Genomic DNA, 13,701 nt, shown 5'->3' with positions numbered 1-13,701 from the left:
GCGACGCGGAGCCAGCGCTCGGCGCCTACATCCTCGCGAAGAGCGACGCCCCCCGCCGGAGGACCGGGATCAAACCCCCAAGAGCTGGGTCTTTCCAAAGAGGTACGAGCCCGTCGCGTCCAATTCAAGCCTGTGCGCTGTGTTGTATTTCACCACGGCCTTCTCTTTCGCGAAGTACAACCCGTTGTTACGGTCCTTGTACAGAGAGGCAATGTCCTGGTCGATGCCCAGCGTGCCGCCCCCCTCGAACCGGAGCATCGCCTGCTCGTCGGAGAGCCTCAGGCGGGACGCGCCGCCGCTGGCAGTGACGCGATTGGCGTCGAGCTTGATGCCTTCGGGACCAATGGTGATCTTGTTGTCGCCCGTGCCGAGCTCGATGTTGCCCTGGGCGTCCATCGTGATGAAGCCAGCGCCGATCCGGATCTCGAGCGACTGCGCCCCCATCTTGATCTGGCTCGGTGTCGGCGGCACTGTGTTCTCGATTCCGACGATCGAGAATTTATTCCCCTTGAGCGCGATCGTGCCACCGGTCTGGTGCTTGTTGGTCGACGCCTCGATCGACACCTCTTTCGCGGAGTGCACGTTCACCGACTCGCTACCGAACACCTTCACGGAGCCCGTCGCGGCCGTGATGCCGACGTCGTCACCCGCCCAGATCGTCGCGTCGACCATTCCGAACATCGTTGGGAAGAGGGAGACCAGGGCGAGCCCCCCCACGCCGTAGACAGCGGTGTACGCAGGGCTGAAGATCGAGATGCCGCCCGCCCCGAACATCGTGATGCCCGGGATCTTGCCGGCGGCGCCAAACACACCGACGAACGGGGCGGTCGAGGCGATGCCCGCGGCGACGAACTCGATGCATTGCTTGTAGGGCGGCGTCGATTTGCGGTCGTCCAGGTAGCTTCTGATCGCGTCGTACGCGAGCTTGGTGGCGACGACCACGTCGACCGCGGCGAAGAACTTGGTCCAGTTGTCTATCTTGTCCGTGTCCGGCGCGCTCTCGTCGAACGAATCCCCGTTCTTCCGCCCGACCTTGACGCCGGCGCTGATGACGACACCGCGCTTTCCCGCGACGTACGTCGCGCCGTTCGAGCTGAGGATCGCCTTCCCGTCCGATCCTTGTTGGTGCAGCTGCGCGAAGCCGTCTCCGTCGATGCCGCCGTCGGCCTGGAGGAAGACGTCAGTGCCCGCTTGCGCGAAGATACGGCCGGTGCGCGCGCTGAGGTAGATGTTCGAGTCGGCGTCGAGGCCGCAGCCGTCGACGTTCGAGAAGGTGCCCGCCGGGCTGCTGGTGACGCCGGCCCCGAGGAAGAGGCGCGCCCGGTCGAACGGCACCTCGACCTTGAAGCGTTGTGCGGCCACGAGGTTGACGTCGTCCGGCTCCTCCGGGACGATCCCGTTTCCCGAGAGCGATGCGGTGAGCGCGTCGGAGAGACGAATCGTGGCCTGGGCGGCGCCGACGTCGCCCGGCACGTAGGTGACCGCGATCAGCGTCGGCACCGCCGTGCTCCGCACCGTCGAGGGCGAGAGCGTGAACGTGCCCCCGACCACGGAGATCAGCTCGAGGTTCACATCGCTGCCGGTCGCGTTCGTGACGAAGAGCGAGTCCACGCGGGTCTGCCCGACCGGCACGTCGCCGAAGGCGATCGCGCTGGGATCGATCGTGAGGCTCGGGATGGTCGTGCCGGACAGCGAGCAGCGCTCGAGCTCGCCCGACAGGCCCGTCGCCGTCAAGGTTCCCGCGTGCGTGCCTTCGGCCGCGGACCGATACTGCAGGAACAGCTCGGCCACCTGCCCTGCGTCGACCGTCGTCGGGCCGCTCGCGATGCTGAACTCGGCGGCGCTGGCATCGATCGCGAGATTTGCCGCCTCGCTCGTGCCGTTTCGCACCACGACCACCTGCACGGCGGCCTCCCCCGCGGGCACGGGACCGAAGCCCAGCGGGTTCGGGGAGAAGGTCAGCGCGCTCGAGCTGCTGGTGGAGGGGACATCCGGCTGGGTCGACGTCATGGGTGCGACCATTATGCCGGAGAGACGACCGATCCCATACCCCCCAAGCTCAGCATTCTGCTATGCCGCCTGCCATGAGCAGCCCCGAGGAAGCCGAACGCGCGCTCAAGGCGATGCAGGAGGCCATGAAGATGCAGGAGGCCATGAAGATGCAGGAGGCCATGAAGGCGGGCGGGACCGCGACCCCTGCCGAGCCGGGCGCGATGCCGATCGACTGGTCGACCGAGGCGACGCCCGCTGCGGCGAACGGCGTGCAGGTCCTGCACTCGCCGCGCCAGTTCGCCGTCGTGTTCACCGAGCACGCGCCGTTCCCGGGCCGCAACGCGCTCGATGGGCGCGCCGGAGCGGAGCGCGCGCGTGTGGTCTCCTCGCTGCGGCTCGACCCCGAGACGTATTTCCAGGCCCTCTGCGTGATGGCGTCGAACTGGAACCGCTTCGTGGAGGCGCATATCCCGCCGCAGATGCGACAGCCGCGCTTCAAGCTGCTCGACGCCGGCGACGGGCAGCTCTATGGGATCAAGCGTCCCAAGGAAGAAGACGACGGCGCGTGACGCGGAGGAGTGCACTTTTCCCCCTGGGCGCCCGGCGCCTCCGGTAAGATGGCGCGTGCGCCGGGCCAGCGCCGAGGAGCCTCGATGACCGCAACCACCGTCGTCACGAACCGCGCTCATCTGATGGAGCTCTGCGCTCAGGGCAGGGCGCGGGGTGTGCGCGTCGAGGCGCTGGACCTCGCCGGCCTCGATCTGCGCGAGATGGACCTCCAGCGAACGCAGTGGGTGAGCGTGTCGCTCGCGGGGGCCAAGCTCGCCGGGTCGCGGCTCACCGGCGCGCAGTTCTCGGGGGTCGAGCTCGCCGGGGCCGACTTCACCGGCGCCGACCTGGCCGATGCCCGGCTCCTCGGCGCAAACCTCACACAGGCGATCTTCGTGGACGCCAACCTGGAGGGAGCCGATCTGACCGGGGCCGATCTGCGCGAGGCGCGCTTCCTCCGCACGGACCTCTCGGACGTCACGCTCGCGGGCGCGTCGCTCGCCGGGCTGGATCTCACGACGTGCCGTGTGGGGAGCTCCGCGCTCGGCGCGGCCGATCTGCGGGGGGCGCGCTTCTTTCTGGCGGACTTCAGCGGCGCTGATCTCACGACGTGCAAGCTGGACGAGCGCACCGAGCTCCGCCAGTGCCTGCTGGAGCGGGTCGAGGGCACGGGTGTGAGCTTCCGTGGCGCGAGCCTCGAGGATGCCAACCTGTCCGACGCCAGGCTCGAGGGCGCCGATCTGCGCGGGGTCAAGGCGGACCAGAGCTGCTTCGCGCGGGCGGATCTGCGGCGAGCCAAGCTCATGGGCCTACAGGGCAAGCGCGCGGACTTCACCGAGGCGAGGCTCGATGGGGCCGATCTCTCGCTGGCCATCCTCGTGGACGCCGAGCTCGTCCGCATCATGGCGCCGGGGGTGCAGCTCCGAGGCGCAAAGCTGGGTCAGGCCAGGCTCTGCAAGGCCGATCTGCGGGGCGCCTCGCTGGAGGGCGCGTCGCTTTCGTGGGCAGACCTGTCCCACGCGGACCTGAGCCACGCCACGCTGGCCGATGCCATCCTCGATTTCGCGAACATGCATCGCGCGAACATGAGCCAAGCGCGGCTCTCGGGCGCGAGCAGAAATGGCCTTCGCGGGACCGATCCAGACCGAGCGGCGGCGGAAGACTTCTCTACGAGCGGGTGACGTCATGAAGACAGGACATGGGGCAGCGCAGCGAGGAGGAGTGTCCGTCCAGCCCGTGGTCGAGGCGCTCGTGCTGGGCGTGGAGGAGGGGCGCGTCCGCCTGCGCGGCGTTTCGCGCTCGGAGACCGAGTGGACGGCCCGCATCGCGGTGCCGGGTTATCGCCCCACGAAGGGCGATCGCGTGCTCGTTCAGGAGGCGGACTCGGGCACCGTCTACGTGACGGGCGTCGTGCACGCCGCGCAGCCATCCCAGCTCGTGGCGCCTTCCGGGGCCAGGGCGACCGTCGAGGGGCAGGTGCTCGCGCTCTTCGATCCCGGAGGCGCGCTCGTCGCGAGCCTGGATGGTGCCACGGGCGAGCTGAGGATCTCCGCGACGTCCGATCTCGAGCTCTCGGCGCCGGCCGGCCGCGTGATCCTCTCGGCGGGCGTGGACGGGAGCAAGATCGAGCTGACGCAGGACTCGATCGCGCTGGCGAGCGAGAAGGCGCGCGTCTCCGCGGGAGCGCTCGCTGTCGATGCCGTCAAGGCGGACTGGGCGGTGGGCCAGTGGGAGCTGCGCGCCGGCCGCGTCATCGAGCGCGCCAAGGATGTGTTTCACGACGTGGAAGGGCTCCTCGAGACGCGCGCCGGGCGCCTTCGCACGCTGGTGTCGAGCACCCTCGAGCTGCTCGGGCGCCGGACGACGATCACCTCGGAGAAAGACACGCGCATCGACGGCGAGCGCGTGCTGCTCGGCTAGCGGCAGGAAAAGCAGGAGAGAGCGCGATGATGCCAGCGGGATCGAAGGGTGGGGGCACGTGCATGGGCATGCCCGACGTGTGCAAGGTTCCGGCGCCGCCGGCCCCGCCCATCCCGATACCGTTTCCCAACATGGCCATGGTGAGCAACGCCACGGCGACCTCGACGAAGGTGATGATCGAGAACAAGCACGCTGTCGTCGAGATGTCCGAGATACCGACCAGCACCGGCGATCAGGCAGGGACGGCGGGGGGTGTCGTCTCCGGGACGGTGGCGCAGAAGGTGGTGTTCAAGCGCGGCAGCTCGAAGGTCAAGATCGAGGGGAAGGGCGCCGTGTACCTCACGGCGCAGACGGCGCATAACGGCGCCAACGCCAACATGCCGGCGGGGCTCCACGACTCTCCCAGCCAGGCCAAGGTCCTGGTCGCGCCCTGAGCCATGCTCGATCTGCCGGTTCGCCGCAGGGAGACGGTGCCCGTCGTCACCGATGGATCCATCGCCGCGGCCGTCCGCCCGTGGCAGCTCCTGCCGCCGCAGGACGCGCTCGTGGTGGTGGTCAAGAGCTCGATGACGATCGTCCCGGAGGGGCTGGCCGAGCCGCTCCCGCCGGGCGATCAGGAGCCCCCGACCGGGGACGTGTACTTCGACGAGGATCCACAAGGGACCCTCAGGTACGCGTCCGACCATGCGCCTTTCAAGCCGAGCGCCGATATCTTGATGGTGGGGCACGCGTACGCGCAGCCGCAGCGATCCGGCGTCACGAACGTGCAGCTCGCCTTCGGCCAGGCGTTGCGGCTCTCGCTGGCGGCGATCGGCGATCGGAGGTGGCAGACGAGCGGGCCGTCGGCGCCGAGCCCGTTCGATCGCATCCCGCTCCGCTACGAGCGGGCCTTCGGCGGGCCGGGGTACGAGGAGAATCCCGTGGGCAGGGGTGTCATCCAGGGGGTCGCCGGACCCTGGCTGCCGAACCTGGAGCGAGGGGACAAGCTGCTTCGCGGCGAGCTGGATCGCCCGGCCCCCGTGTGCTTCGCGCCGGTCCCCGCCACCTGGGCGCTCCGGGCCTCGCGGCTGGGCACGTACGACAGCGCCTGGCTCAAGGAGCGATGGCCGTATTTCCCGCGAGACTTCGACTGGCGGTACTTCAACGCGGCGCCGCCCGAGCAGCAGATCGCCTATCCGCGCGGCGACGAGGACTTCTATCTGGCGGGCGTGCACCCCAGGCTCCCGGTCATCAACGGCAAGCTCCCTGGCCTCGCGCCCCGGGCCTTCGCGCAGCAGCCCCGCGAGGCAGGCGGCAAGCTCAGGGAGATCCCGCTGAACCTGGACACGGTGTGGTTCGACGCGGACGCGCTGAAGGTCTGTCTTGTGTGGCGCGGCATCCTCCATGTCACGCGTGAGGACGCGCCCGAGATAGCGCTGCTCTATGCGTGCATGGATGACGTTCATGCCAAGACGGCGATCGAGACCGTACAGCAGCGATTCCTTGCCCGGATCGAGGGCGAGACGGCTCCTCGGGTCTCGAACGCGCCGGGCCCCGAGGCCCCGCCGCCCGTCGGCAGCGCCGAGGACGGGTTCCTGGCGGGGCCGGTAAAGCTACCGCCCGCGATGCCGAGGGACGAGGCAGCGGCGCTCGTGGCGTCCGGGGCCGTCCTGTCGGGCGTGAGCTTCTTTCATTGCGACCTCACCGACATGGACTTTCGCGGCAAGGACCTCACGGGCGCGCGTTTCAGCGGTGCCAAGCTCGAGGGGGCGCTCTTCGACAGCGCGGTTCTCGCGGATGCTGATCTCGACCGCGTCTCGGCGGCGCGCGCGAGCTTCAAGGGCGCGAACCTCTCCGGAGCGAACCTCTCCGGAGCGGACCTGACGAATGCGATCTTCTCTGGCGCGACGCTCACCGATGCGACGCTCGCCGATGCCAGCGCTTCCGGGGCAGCGTTCGACGGCGCGGAGCTCGCGCGAGCCAACCTGGCCGACGCGACGCTGAACGGCGCCGCCTTCGACGGGGCCAGCGCCGCCGGCGCGACGTTCTCGGGCGCGGCGCTGCGCCTCGCCTCGTTTCGGCGCGCGGTCCTCGACGACGCGCAGATGTATGATTGTTCGGCCGAGGAGTCGACCTTCGACGACGCGTCCATGGTGCGGTTCAGGGCGGATGACGCGAAGCTGTCGAAGGGCTCATTTCAGCGCGTCAGGGCATCCGGATGCTCGTTTCAGGCCGCCGAGCTCCGGTCGGCGAACTTCACGGAAGCGGATCTGAGCGCAGGGATCTTCTCGTACTGCGAGCTCGATCATGCCGTGTTCCACCGGGTGACGGCCAAGGGCGCTCGTTTCCGGCACGCCAGGATCTCCCGGGCGCATGCGGTCAGGGCGAACTTCATGGAGGCCGATTTCGAGGGCGCCGATCTGAGCCATGCCGATCTTCGTGGCGCGAACCTCTACTCGGCCGAGACGTGGAGGGCCACCTTGGATCAGACGCGCCTGGATCAGGCGCTCTTGGCAGGCTCGAAGCTCGCCAGGAGCTAGGCGGAGGGCGGGCGCCTTCGCCTTCGGAGCATCCTCAGGAGGCGCGTGATCTCAGAGCCCGCGGGTCTCGCCGACGTCGAGGATCCAGAGGCGCTCCGGGTCGCCGCGGCCCTTCAGGAAGGCCTCGCGCGCGCGGACCGGCGGCTCGCCGATCGGCTCGTCGGTGAGCTTGTACGTGCCCCAGTGCATCGCGACGAAGGTGCGCGCGCCGAGCAGCTCGGCGGCCTGCACGGCCTCTTCCGGGCCCATGTGCTGCGGCTCCATGAACCAGCGCGGGGCGTAGGCGCCGATGGGCAACATGGCCCAGTCGATGGAGCCGCCGCTGCGCTCGCCGATCTCGGCGAAGCCGTCGAAGAAGCCGGTGTCGCCCGAGTGGTACGCGGCGCCCTCGGGGCCGCGGATCACGAAGCCGCCCCAGAGCGCCTCGTTCCTGTCCCAGGGCATGCGCATCGACCAGTGCCGCGCGGGCACGAGCGTGATCTCGACCTGGCCGACGCGGACGGACTGCCACCACGCGAGCTCGTCGATCGCGCCCGCGCCCAGCTTCGCGAGGAGCGCGCCGTTGCCCTGCGGCACCACGAAGCGCGGCCGGAGCGGCGCGCTCTTCTTGCCGAGCTTGCCCGGGTGCACGGCGTGCGCCGCGAGGAGGCGCGACAGCGTGGGCGTGTCGAGGTGATCGCGGTGGTTGTGCGTGATCAGCACCAGATCGATCTCGGTGAGGCCCTCGAGCGGGATGCCCGCCGGGGCGAGCCGCTTCGTGGTGCCGAGGCCCGTCGCGAGGATGGGATCGATCAGGATGCGCAGGCCGCCCAGCACCAGCAGGAACGACGCGTGGCCGATCCACGTGAGCGAGGCGCGGCCGCTCTCGACGAGCGAGCGGTCGTATGTGCGGTGCGGCGTGACGAAGCCGTCGGCGACGGCCTTCTCGCGGGCGCCGAGCTTCCACTTGAGGACGTCGGCCGCGCCGCGCGCGGGCGTGGTGGCGAGATGATCGAAGCGTCCCACGCCCGGCGGTATACCACGCCGAGCGGGCGGCGAAGAGGGTCAGCCCGCGTTCGCGAGGGACACAGGCGCCCGCCGCAACGCGAGCTTCCTCAGGAACGTCACCGGGTCGAGGTAGTACGGATTCTCGTGCACGTGTCCGCCGATGATCACGTGCGAGCGCGTGGCGAGCACATCGGACGCATGCCGCCCACCTCGCTCGTGCAGGCCCCCGCCGTCGAGCTCCTCGCGCTCTATCGATCCCGGAGCGCCGTGAGCCGAGCTCGCACCACGGCCCATCCTCTCCCTGATCGCACGCCTCCGCACACAGCTTCCGGGCCCGCGCGTCTCGCTCTTCCTTCTTGCAACTGGCCAGCGAAGGTGGCCTCCTGAATCACGGGGACGAATCGCCTGGTTGATGCTGGTTGAACACCACGAGAGGAGCACTCCATGCAGCCTCGAACGACAGCGAGCGAAGCGCTCGACGCCCCGAATCGAAGGTCCGGCGCGCCGCCCATCGACATGGCGCTGAACCACGGCACCTACTGCTCCGAGCGGTGCGCCGACGTCCTGCGGCGCCACGCCGGCAACATCGCCCTGCGGAGCTATCCGGCCGGGGACAACGGAGATCTCCGGCGCGCGCTCGCCGCCGACGCGGGCGTCAGGCCGGAGAACGTGCTGGTCGCCAACGGGAGCGGCCCGCTGCTCAAGACCTGCATCCCGTTCCTGATCGAGCGCGAGATCAAGCGTTCGGCGACGCGGACCCTGCGCTATTTGCTGAAGCGCACGGCATATCCCATCATCACCACCCGGCTCACCTACTCCAAGGTGCCTGCGTCCGGCGTCCGCGTGGGGCTGCGATGCGAGCTGCTCCCGCTCCATCCGGAGAACGGCTTCGCGCTCGACGTGGGGAGGCTCGAGTCGCGCCTCTCGCGGCAGGACGGCCTGGTTTACCTCTGCAACCCCAACAACCCCACGGGCAACGTCCTCATCACGCGGCAGGAGCTCGGTCCGCTGCTCACCCGGTTCCCGGACTCCCTCTTCTTCATCGACGAAGCGTACGTGCACTACCTCGAGGAGAGCCCGAACACCCGGATGGCAGACCTGGTGCTGCGCCATCCCAACCTGATGGTCCTCCGTAGCTTCTCCTTCGCCTACGGGCTCGCGTCGGTGCGCGTTGGGTACGCCATGGGGGACGCGAAGGTGGTGGCGCAGATGGAGGCCAAGATGACGCCGCACCGCGTAGGGCAGCTGGCCGCGGAGCTCGCGATGGCGTCGCTCCAGGACGGCGGACACCTCGGGTTCGTCCGGCATCAGACAGCGAGGGAGCGAGCCAGGCTGATGGCGGCCATCGGAGCGCATCGCGCGCTGGAGGCCTATCCGTCACAGACCAATTTCATCCTGTGCCGCGCCCGCGGCGCGTGGTCCGGGGCGAAGATCCACGACGCGCTGCTCGCCAGAGGCGTGAAGGTGAAGGCCTTCGAGCCGTTCGGCGACGAGCGGTACGACGAATACTTCCGCGTGACCGTCGGCCTCCCGGCGGAGAACACCTTTTTCATCGAGCAGCTCGACGCCCTGATGAGCCCGCGCCGCAGGGAGGCGCCCTCCAGGACGGCGGCGCCGGCGGTCCGCCAGGTCGAGCTCTCGGAGCTTGCTTAGCCGGCGCACGCTCGTTCTGGTCCAGCGGCGGACCACGGACAGCGTGACGGCCCGAGCGGGGCTGATCTACAAGGGCCCCTGGGCAGCGCGGCGCTCAGGCGACAGCCCCCTGGCGCTCCAGCGCCCACGCCTCGGCGAGCGCGAGCGCCCGGGCGTTCTCGGGGATGCTCTCCAGGAAGCTCTGGCGCAACGCCGGCCTGCCGATCTTCGCGGCGCGCTCGAGGAGCCGCGAGCGCGCCGCCTCGATGACCTGCGCGGCGCGCTCGCGCTCGCCGGCGGCGCGCAGGGCCTCGGCGTAGGTCAGGCGGATCAGCGACTCTCCCTCCTCGGCCATCCCCGCCTCCTCGATGAGGCGGAACGCCTCCTGCGCATGGAGAAGCGCGTCCGCCGCCTCCTCGGGCCCCCCTCCCATCCGGGCGCGCGCGAGGATGGCCAGCGCCACCGCGCGCAGGAGCGGCGCCACGTCGAGCAGCGCCGCCGCCGCGCCGGCCTCGCGCGCGGCGGCCTCGCCGTCGCCCGAGAGCAGCGCCGCCCGGGCGAGGTACGCCCGCGAGAGCCCCTCCATGCGCCGGTTGCCCTGCCGGCGCGACGCGTCGATGGCCTGCTCGAGCAGCGCGCGGGCCTCATCGATCTGGCCCGCCTGGAGGAGGGCGTGCCCCAGGTTCTGCCGCGCGGTCGCGAGCACCTCGTGCAGGTCCATCCGTGTCGCCTGGACGACGGCCGCGCGCAGCAGCTGCTCCGCGCGCTCGAGCGCGCCGAGCTCGGTGAGCATGAAGCCCATGTTCAGCTGGACGGCGCAGGCCTGTCGGCGGTCGCCGGCGCGCCCGAACGCCCCGACCGCCACCTCCAGCGCGTCCACCGCGGCGGCGTGATCGCCCGCGATCGCGGCGCGGAACGCGACGGTCTGGTGCAGCCCCCCGACCGCCTCGTCGTCGACGGCCGGAGGCTCTCCCGCGAGGCGCAGGCTCTGCTCGAGCAGCGCGTCGGCGGTCGCGTGCTGGTTGGCGAGCATGAGCTCCGCCGCGCACCAGGAGAGGCAGAGCACCACCGCGCTCAGCGCCCCGTCGGCGGGCGCCGTCGCCGCGAGCCGCGCGGCCCACGCCCCGGCGCGATCGACGGCGCCCTGCTTGCTCGCGCCGATCAGGGCCGCGGTGAGCGCGCGGTACCATGCGCCCGCCCCCGGCTCGAGCAGCGCGACCGCCTCTGTCGCGCGCGCCTCGGTGGCCGACAGCTCGCCGCGCCACAGGTGCGCCTCGGCCTGGACCAGGCGCAGCGCGCCGAGATCCCGCCCGCCGGCCCCGGAGGCCGCGCCCCGCTCCGCGCGCGCGAGCGCGGCCGCGAGGTCGTTGCCGCGGAGCGCCTCCTCCGCCGCGGCGCAGAGCCACCGCACGGCCCGCTCGGGCTCGCCGCCGCGCTCGCAGTGCCCGGCCAGGACCAGCGCGTCCCGCTCCCCGGCGTGCTCCAGCCACTCGGAGGTGAGCCTGTGCCCGAGCCGCCGATCCGCCTCGGTGAGCATCGTGTACGCCGCGTCGCGCACGAGCCCGTGCCGGAACACGTACTCCACCTCGCCCGGGAACCGGGACGCGGGCCGCCGCGCGATCCACTCTTGCTGCTCCAGCGCGAGCAGGCAGCCCGCGAGCGCGGCGTCGTCCCGGTCCACCCCGAGCAGCCGGGCGATCGCGCCCCACCAGAACACCTCGCCCAGCAAGCTCCCGGCGCGCAGCGCCCGGCGCGCCTCCAGATCGAGCCCCTCGAGCCGCGCCTGCACCATGGCGAGCGCTGTCTCGGGCGCCTCGCCCGCGTCGCGGCCCTCGGCCCCCTCGGCGCCCTCCGCCGCCACGCGCAGCATCTCCTCCAGCAGGAACGGGTGCCCCGCCGCGCGCCGGACGAGCCCCTCCACCTGCTCCGCGGGCGCCTGCTCCCCGAGCACCGCGCGCACCAGCCGCTCGCAGGCGAGGGCCGGCAGCGCCCCGAGCCGCATCGCGGTCGCGCCCCGCTCGGCCCACAGCCCCGGGAACACCTCGTCCACGTCGGGCCGCCCGAGCCCCAGCACCAGGAGCGGCCTCGACCGGAGCTGCCCGAGCGCCGCGTCCACGAGCTGCACGGTCGGCAGATCGCCCCAGTGCAGGTCCTCGAGCAAAAGGAGCACCGGCCCCGCGCGGCACTCGGCCTCCAGGAAGGTGAGCCAGGCGCGCCGCACCTGGTCGGCCATGAGCATCGGGTTCTGCCGCGCGGCGCGCAGCTCGCGCCGATCCGCGTCCGGGAACGGCGCGCCGATCACCTCGCCTAGGAACTCCGTCACCCGCGCCTGCTCCGCGGCGTCCACCGATCGCGCGACGCGCGCGGCGAGCTTCTCCCGCGCGAGCTCCCGGGGCTCGCCCTCCGCGATCTGGGCCGCGCGCCGCACCACCTGGGCGAGCAGCCCGAGCGGCGCCCCGGCCCGCACCGCGTCGCCCTGCGCCGTCCAGATCTGGGGCGGCGCCTCGCGGCCGCGCATCCTGCGCGCGAGCTCGATGCGCAGCCGCGACTTGCCCACGCCGGCCGCCCCGATCACGAGCGCCGCCTGGGCGCACGGCTCCGAGGCGCACTGGTCGACGAGGAGCTCGAGCCAGCGCAGCTCGCTGCTCCGCCCCACGAACGGCGTCGGCTTGCCGAGCAGCGCGCGCGCCTCCTCCAGCGGCTCCTGCTCGCCGAGCAGCGCCGCCCCGCGCTCGCCGTGCGCCACATCGAAGCGCGGGCCGAGGAGGGACGCGGTCATCGCGTCGATCGCGATCGGCCGGAGCGCCTCCTCTGCGCCCCGCTCCGCGGCCGTGAGGTTCGCGACGGCGCGGTCGATCACGGGCCCGAGCGGCTGGGTCCCGTCCACGACCTCCCAGCCCGTCGCGAGCGCCACGTCGGAGGCCTGGACCAGCGCCTTGAGCGAGAGGGCGCACCGGGCCGCGCTCGCCGCGAGATCCGTCGGCGCCTCGGCCCCCGTGAGCAGGGCCGCGATCGACCCGTCCCGGAGCAGCTCCACGCGCGCGCCGTGCAGATCGGCGGTCCTCCGGATCTCTCGCAGGAGGGCGAGCGGCCAGCGGCGCTGATGGGTCAGGCCGCGCGCCGGCGCCGTGCTCGCCTCGCTGGCCACGGCCTGCGCCGGCTGCGGCGGGCGCGCCGGCTCGGCCCGGCGCGCCGCCAGCACCACGCTGACCAGCCGCCGCTCGGCCGTCGTGAGCCCGACCGACGGCGAAAGGGGCGCCGCGCTCGCCTCGCGGATCTCCGGCGCGCGCAGCTCCGCCGCGACCGCGAGCGCGTCCCCGGGCCGCAGCCGCCGATCCTTGCCCAGGAGGCGCGAGAGCAGCGCGTCGAGCGCCGGGGGCGCGCCGGGCCACGGCTCGCGGAGGCGGGGCGCCTGCTCGAAGAGCACCTTGGTGAGCAGCGCGACGACGTGCACCCCCGCGAACGGCGGCCGCCCGGTGAGGCACTCGAACAGCACGCACCCGAGCGCGTACAGGTCGGCGCGCGCGTCGATGTCGGGCTCGCCGCGGACCTGCTCCGGCGCCATATAGGCGGGCGTCCCCACGGGGGCGTCGGGGTGGGTCAGGGTGTACGTGACGTCGGGGGCCCGCGCGATCCCGAAGTCGAGGATCTTCACCGCCGCGACGTCGCCGCCCGGCAGGAAGAGGTTCGCCGGCTTGACGTCCCGGTGGACCACCCCGCGCAGGTGCACGGCGCCGAGCGCCTCCGCGGCGCGCGCGGCGAGCGCGAGGCTCTCGTCGAGGCCCAGCGGCCCGCGCCGGAGCCGCGCCGCGAGATCCTCGCCGTCGAGCCACTCCATGGCCAGGTACTGCCGGCCCTCGGCGGTGACGCCGTGGGCGACGTGCCGCGCGATGGCGGGGTGGTGGAGCCCCGCGAGGACCCGCGCCTCCCGGCGGAACCGCTCGGTCTGCTCGGCCTGCTCGGTTTCCGCGTGCAGCCCCACCTTGAGGGCGACCGGCTCCCCGGTCTCGCGGTCGACGGCCCGATAGACCGCGCCCATTCCCCCGGATCCTGCGACGCGATCGAGCTCGAAGCGACCTGCGAACAGGTCCCCGGGGCGCAT

The 13,701-nt window shown here is 71.9% G+C and carries 10 protein-coding genes; 6 read left to right on the top strand and 4 right to left on the bottom strand.

Annotated elements, in window-relative coordinates; all coding sequences use genetic code 11:
* Positions 1–69: 69 nt before the first annotated feature.
* The gene (locus WMF22_RS12380) at positions 70–2,010 is read right to left on the bottom strand and encodes a choice-of-anchor D domain-containing protein (RefSeq protein ID WP_438035887.1); all 1,941 of its coding nucleotides are present in this window, start codon (positions 2,008–2,010) and stop codon (positions 70–72) included.
* Positions 2,011–2,084: 74 nt separating this feature from the next.
* On the opposite strand from WMF22_RS12380, the gene WMF22_RS12375 reads away from it, so the two are divergent.
* The 5 genes from WMF22_RS12375 (at position 2,085) to WMF22_RS12355 (ending at position 6,980) form a co-directional block, all read left to right on the top strand.
* A complete protein-coding gene (locus tag WMF22_RS12375) occupies positions 2,085–2,561 on the top strand; it encodes a hypothetical protein (protein WP_438035886.1) in 477 nt (158 codons plus the stop codon).
* Between the two features lie 84 nt (positions 2,562–2,645).
* Positions 2,646–3,722 carry a pentapeptide repeat-containing protein gene (locus WMF22_RS12370; RefSeq protein ID WP_438035885.1) on the top strand — a complete coding sequence of 359 codons (1,077 nt, stop codon included), beginning with the start codon at positions 2,646–2,648 and terminating at the stop codon, positions 3,720–3,722.
* Between the two features lie 4 nt (positions 3,723–3,726).
* A complete protein-coding gene (locus tag WMF22_RS12365) occupies positions 3,727–4,461 on the top strand; it encodes a DUF3540 domain-containing protein (RefSeq protein WP_438035884.1) in 735 nt (244 codons plus the stop codon).
* A gap of 26 nt (positions 4,462–4,487) precedes the next feature.
* A complete protein-coding gene (locus WMF22_RS12360; RefSeq protein ID WP_437977657.1) occupies positions 4,488–4,895 on the top strand; it encodes a PAAR-like domain-containing protein in 408 nt (135 codons plus the stop codon).
* A gap of 3 nt (positions 4,896–4,898) precedes the next feature.
* On the top strand, positions 4,899–6,980 hold the full coding sequence (locus tag WMF22_RS12355; RefSeq protein WP_438035883.1) for a DUF2169 family type VI secretion system accessory protein: 2,082 nt from the start codon (positions 4,899–4,901) through the stop codon (positions 6,978–6,980).
* 51 nt (positions 6,981–7,031) lie between these two features.
* Here the strand turns inward: WMF22_RS12355 and WMF22_RS12350 are convergent, their stop codons facing one another.
* Both WMF22_RS12350 and WMF22_RS12345 read right to left on the bottom strand, forming a co-directional pair.
* Positions 7,032–7,985 carry an MBL fold metallo-hydrolase gene (locus WMF22_RS12350; RefSeq protein ID WP_438035882.1) on the bottom strand — a complete coding sequence of 318 codons (954 nt, stop codon included), beginning with the start codon at positions 7,983–7,985 and terminating at the stop codon, positions 7,032–7,034.
* A 39-nt stretch (positions 7,986–8,024) separates the two neighbouring features.
* Positions 8,025–8,261: a hypothetical protein gene (locus WMF22_RS12345; protein ID WP_438035881.1), complete on the bottom strand. Its 237-nt coding sequence runs from the start codon at positions 8,259–8,261 to the stop codon at positions 8,025–8,027.
* A gap of 150 nt (positions 8,262–8,411) precedes the next feature.
* Between WMF22_RS12345 and WMF22_RS12340 the strand changes: the two genes are divergently transcribed.
* On the top strand, positions 8,412–9,620 hold the full coding sequence (locus WMF22_RS12340; protein WP_438035880.1) for a pyridoxal phosphate-dependent aminotransferase: 1,209 nt from the start codon (positions 8,412–8,414) through the stop codon (positions 9,618–9,620).
* Positions 9,621–9,714: 94 nt separating this feature from the next.
* Here WMF22_RS12340 and WMF22_RS12335 read toward each other — a convergent pair whose 3' ends face one another.
* Entirely contained in the window at positions 9,715–13,701 is a 3,987-nt protein-coding gene (locus tag WMF22_RS12335; protein WP_438035879.1) for a serine/threonine-protein kinase, read from the bottom strand.

The organism is Sorangium sp. So ce204 (assembly GCF_051526795.1).
Classification (GTDB): domain Bacteria; phylum Myxococcota_A; class Polyangia; order Polyangiales; family Polyangiaceae; genus Sorangium; species Sorangium cellulosum_B.
This window is presented reverse-complemented; position numbering and strand designations above follow the sequence as displayed.

What these genes read in the sequence shown, in the direction of transcription:
- WMF22_RS12345 (WP_438035881.1), bottom strand. Translation starts at nt 8,261, where the DNA reads ATGGGCCGTGGTGCGAGCTCGGCTCACGGCGCTCCGGGATCGATAGAG.
- WMF22_RS12335 (WP_438035879.1), bottom strand. Translation starts at nt 13,701, where the DNA reads ATGCGCCCCGGGGACCTGTTCGCAGGTCGCTTCGAGCTCGATCGCGTC.
- WMF22_RS12360 (WP_437977657.1), top strand. Translation starts at nt 4,488, where the DNA reads ATGATGCCAGCGGGATCGAAGGGTGGGGGCACGTGCATGGGCATGCCC.
- WMF22_RS12380 (WP_438035887.1), bottom strand. Translation starts at nt 2,010, where the DNA reads ATGACGTCGACCCAGCCGGATGTCCCCTCCACCAGCAGCTCGAGCGCG.
- WMF22_RS12355 (WP_438035883.1), top strand. Translation starts at nt 4,899, where the DNA reads ATGCTCGATCTGCCGGTTCGCCGCAGGGAGACGGTGCCCGTCGTCACC.
- WMF22_RS12340 (WP_438035880.1), top strand. Translation starts at nt 8,412, where the DNA reads ATGCAGCCTCGAACGACAGCGAGCGAAGCGCTCGACGCCCCGAATCGA.
- WMF22_RS12370 (WP_438035885.1), top strand. Translation starts at nt 2,646, where the DNA reads ATGACCGCAACCACCGTCGTCACGAACCGCGCTCATCTGATGGAGCTC.
- WMF22_RS12375 (WP_438035886.1), top strand. Translation starts at nt 2,085, where the DNA reads ATGAGCAGCCCCGAGGAAGCCGAACGCGCGCTCAAGGCGATGCAGGAG.
- WMF22_RS12365 (WP_438035884.1), top strand. Translation starts at nt 3,727, where the DNA reads ATGAAGACAGGACATGGGGCAGCGCAGCGAGGAGGAGTGTCCGTCCAG.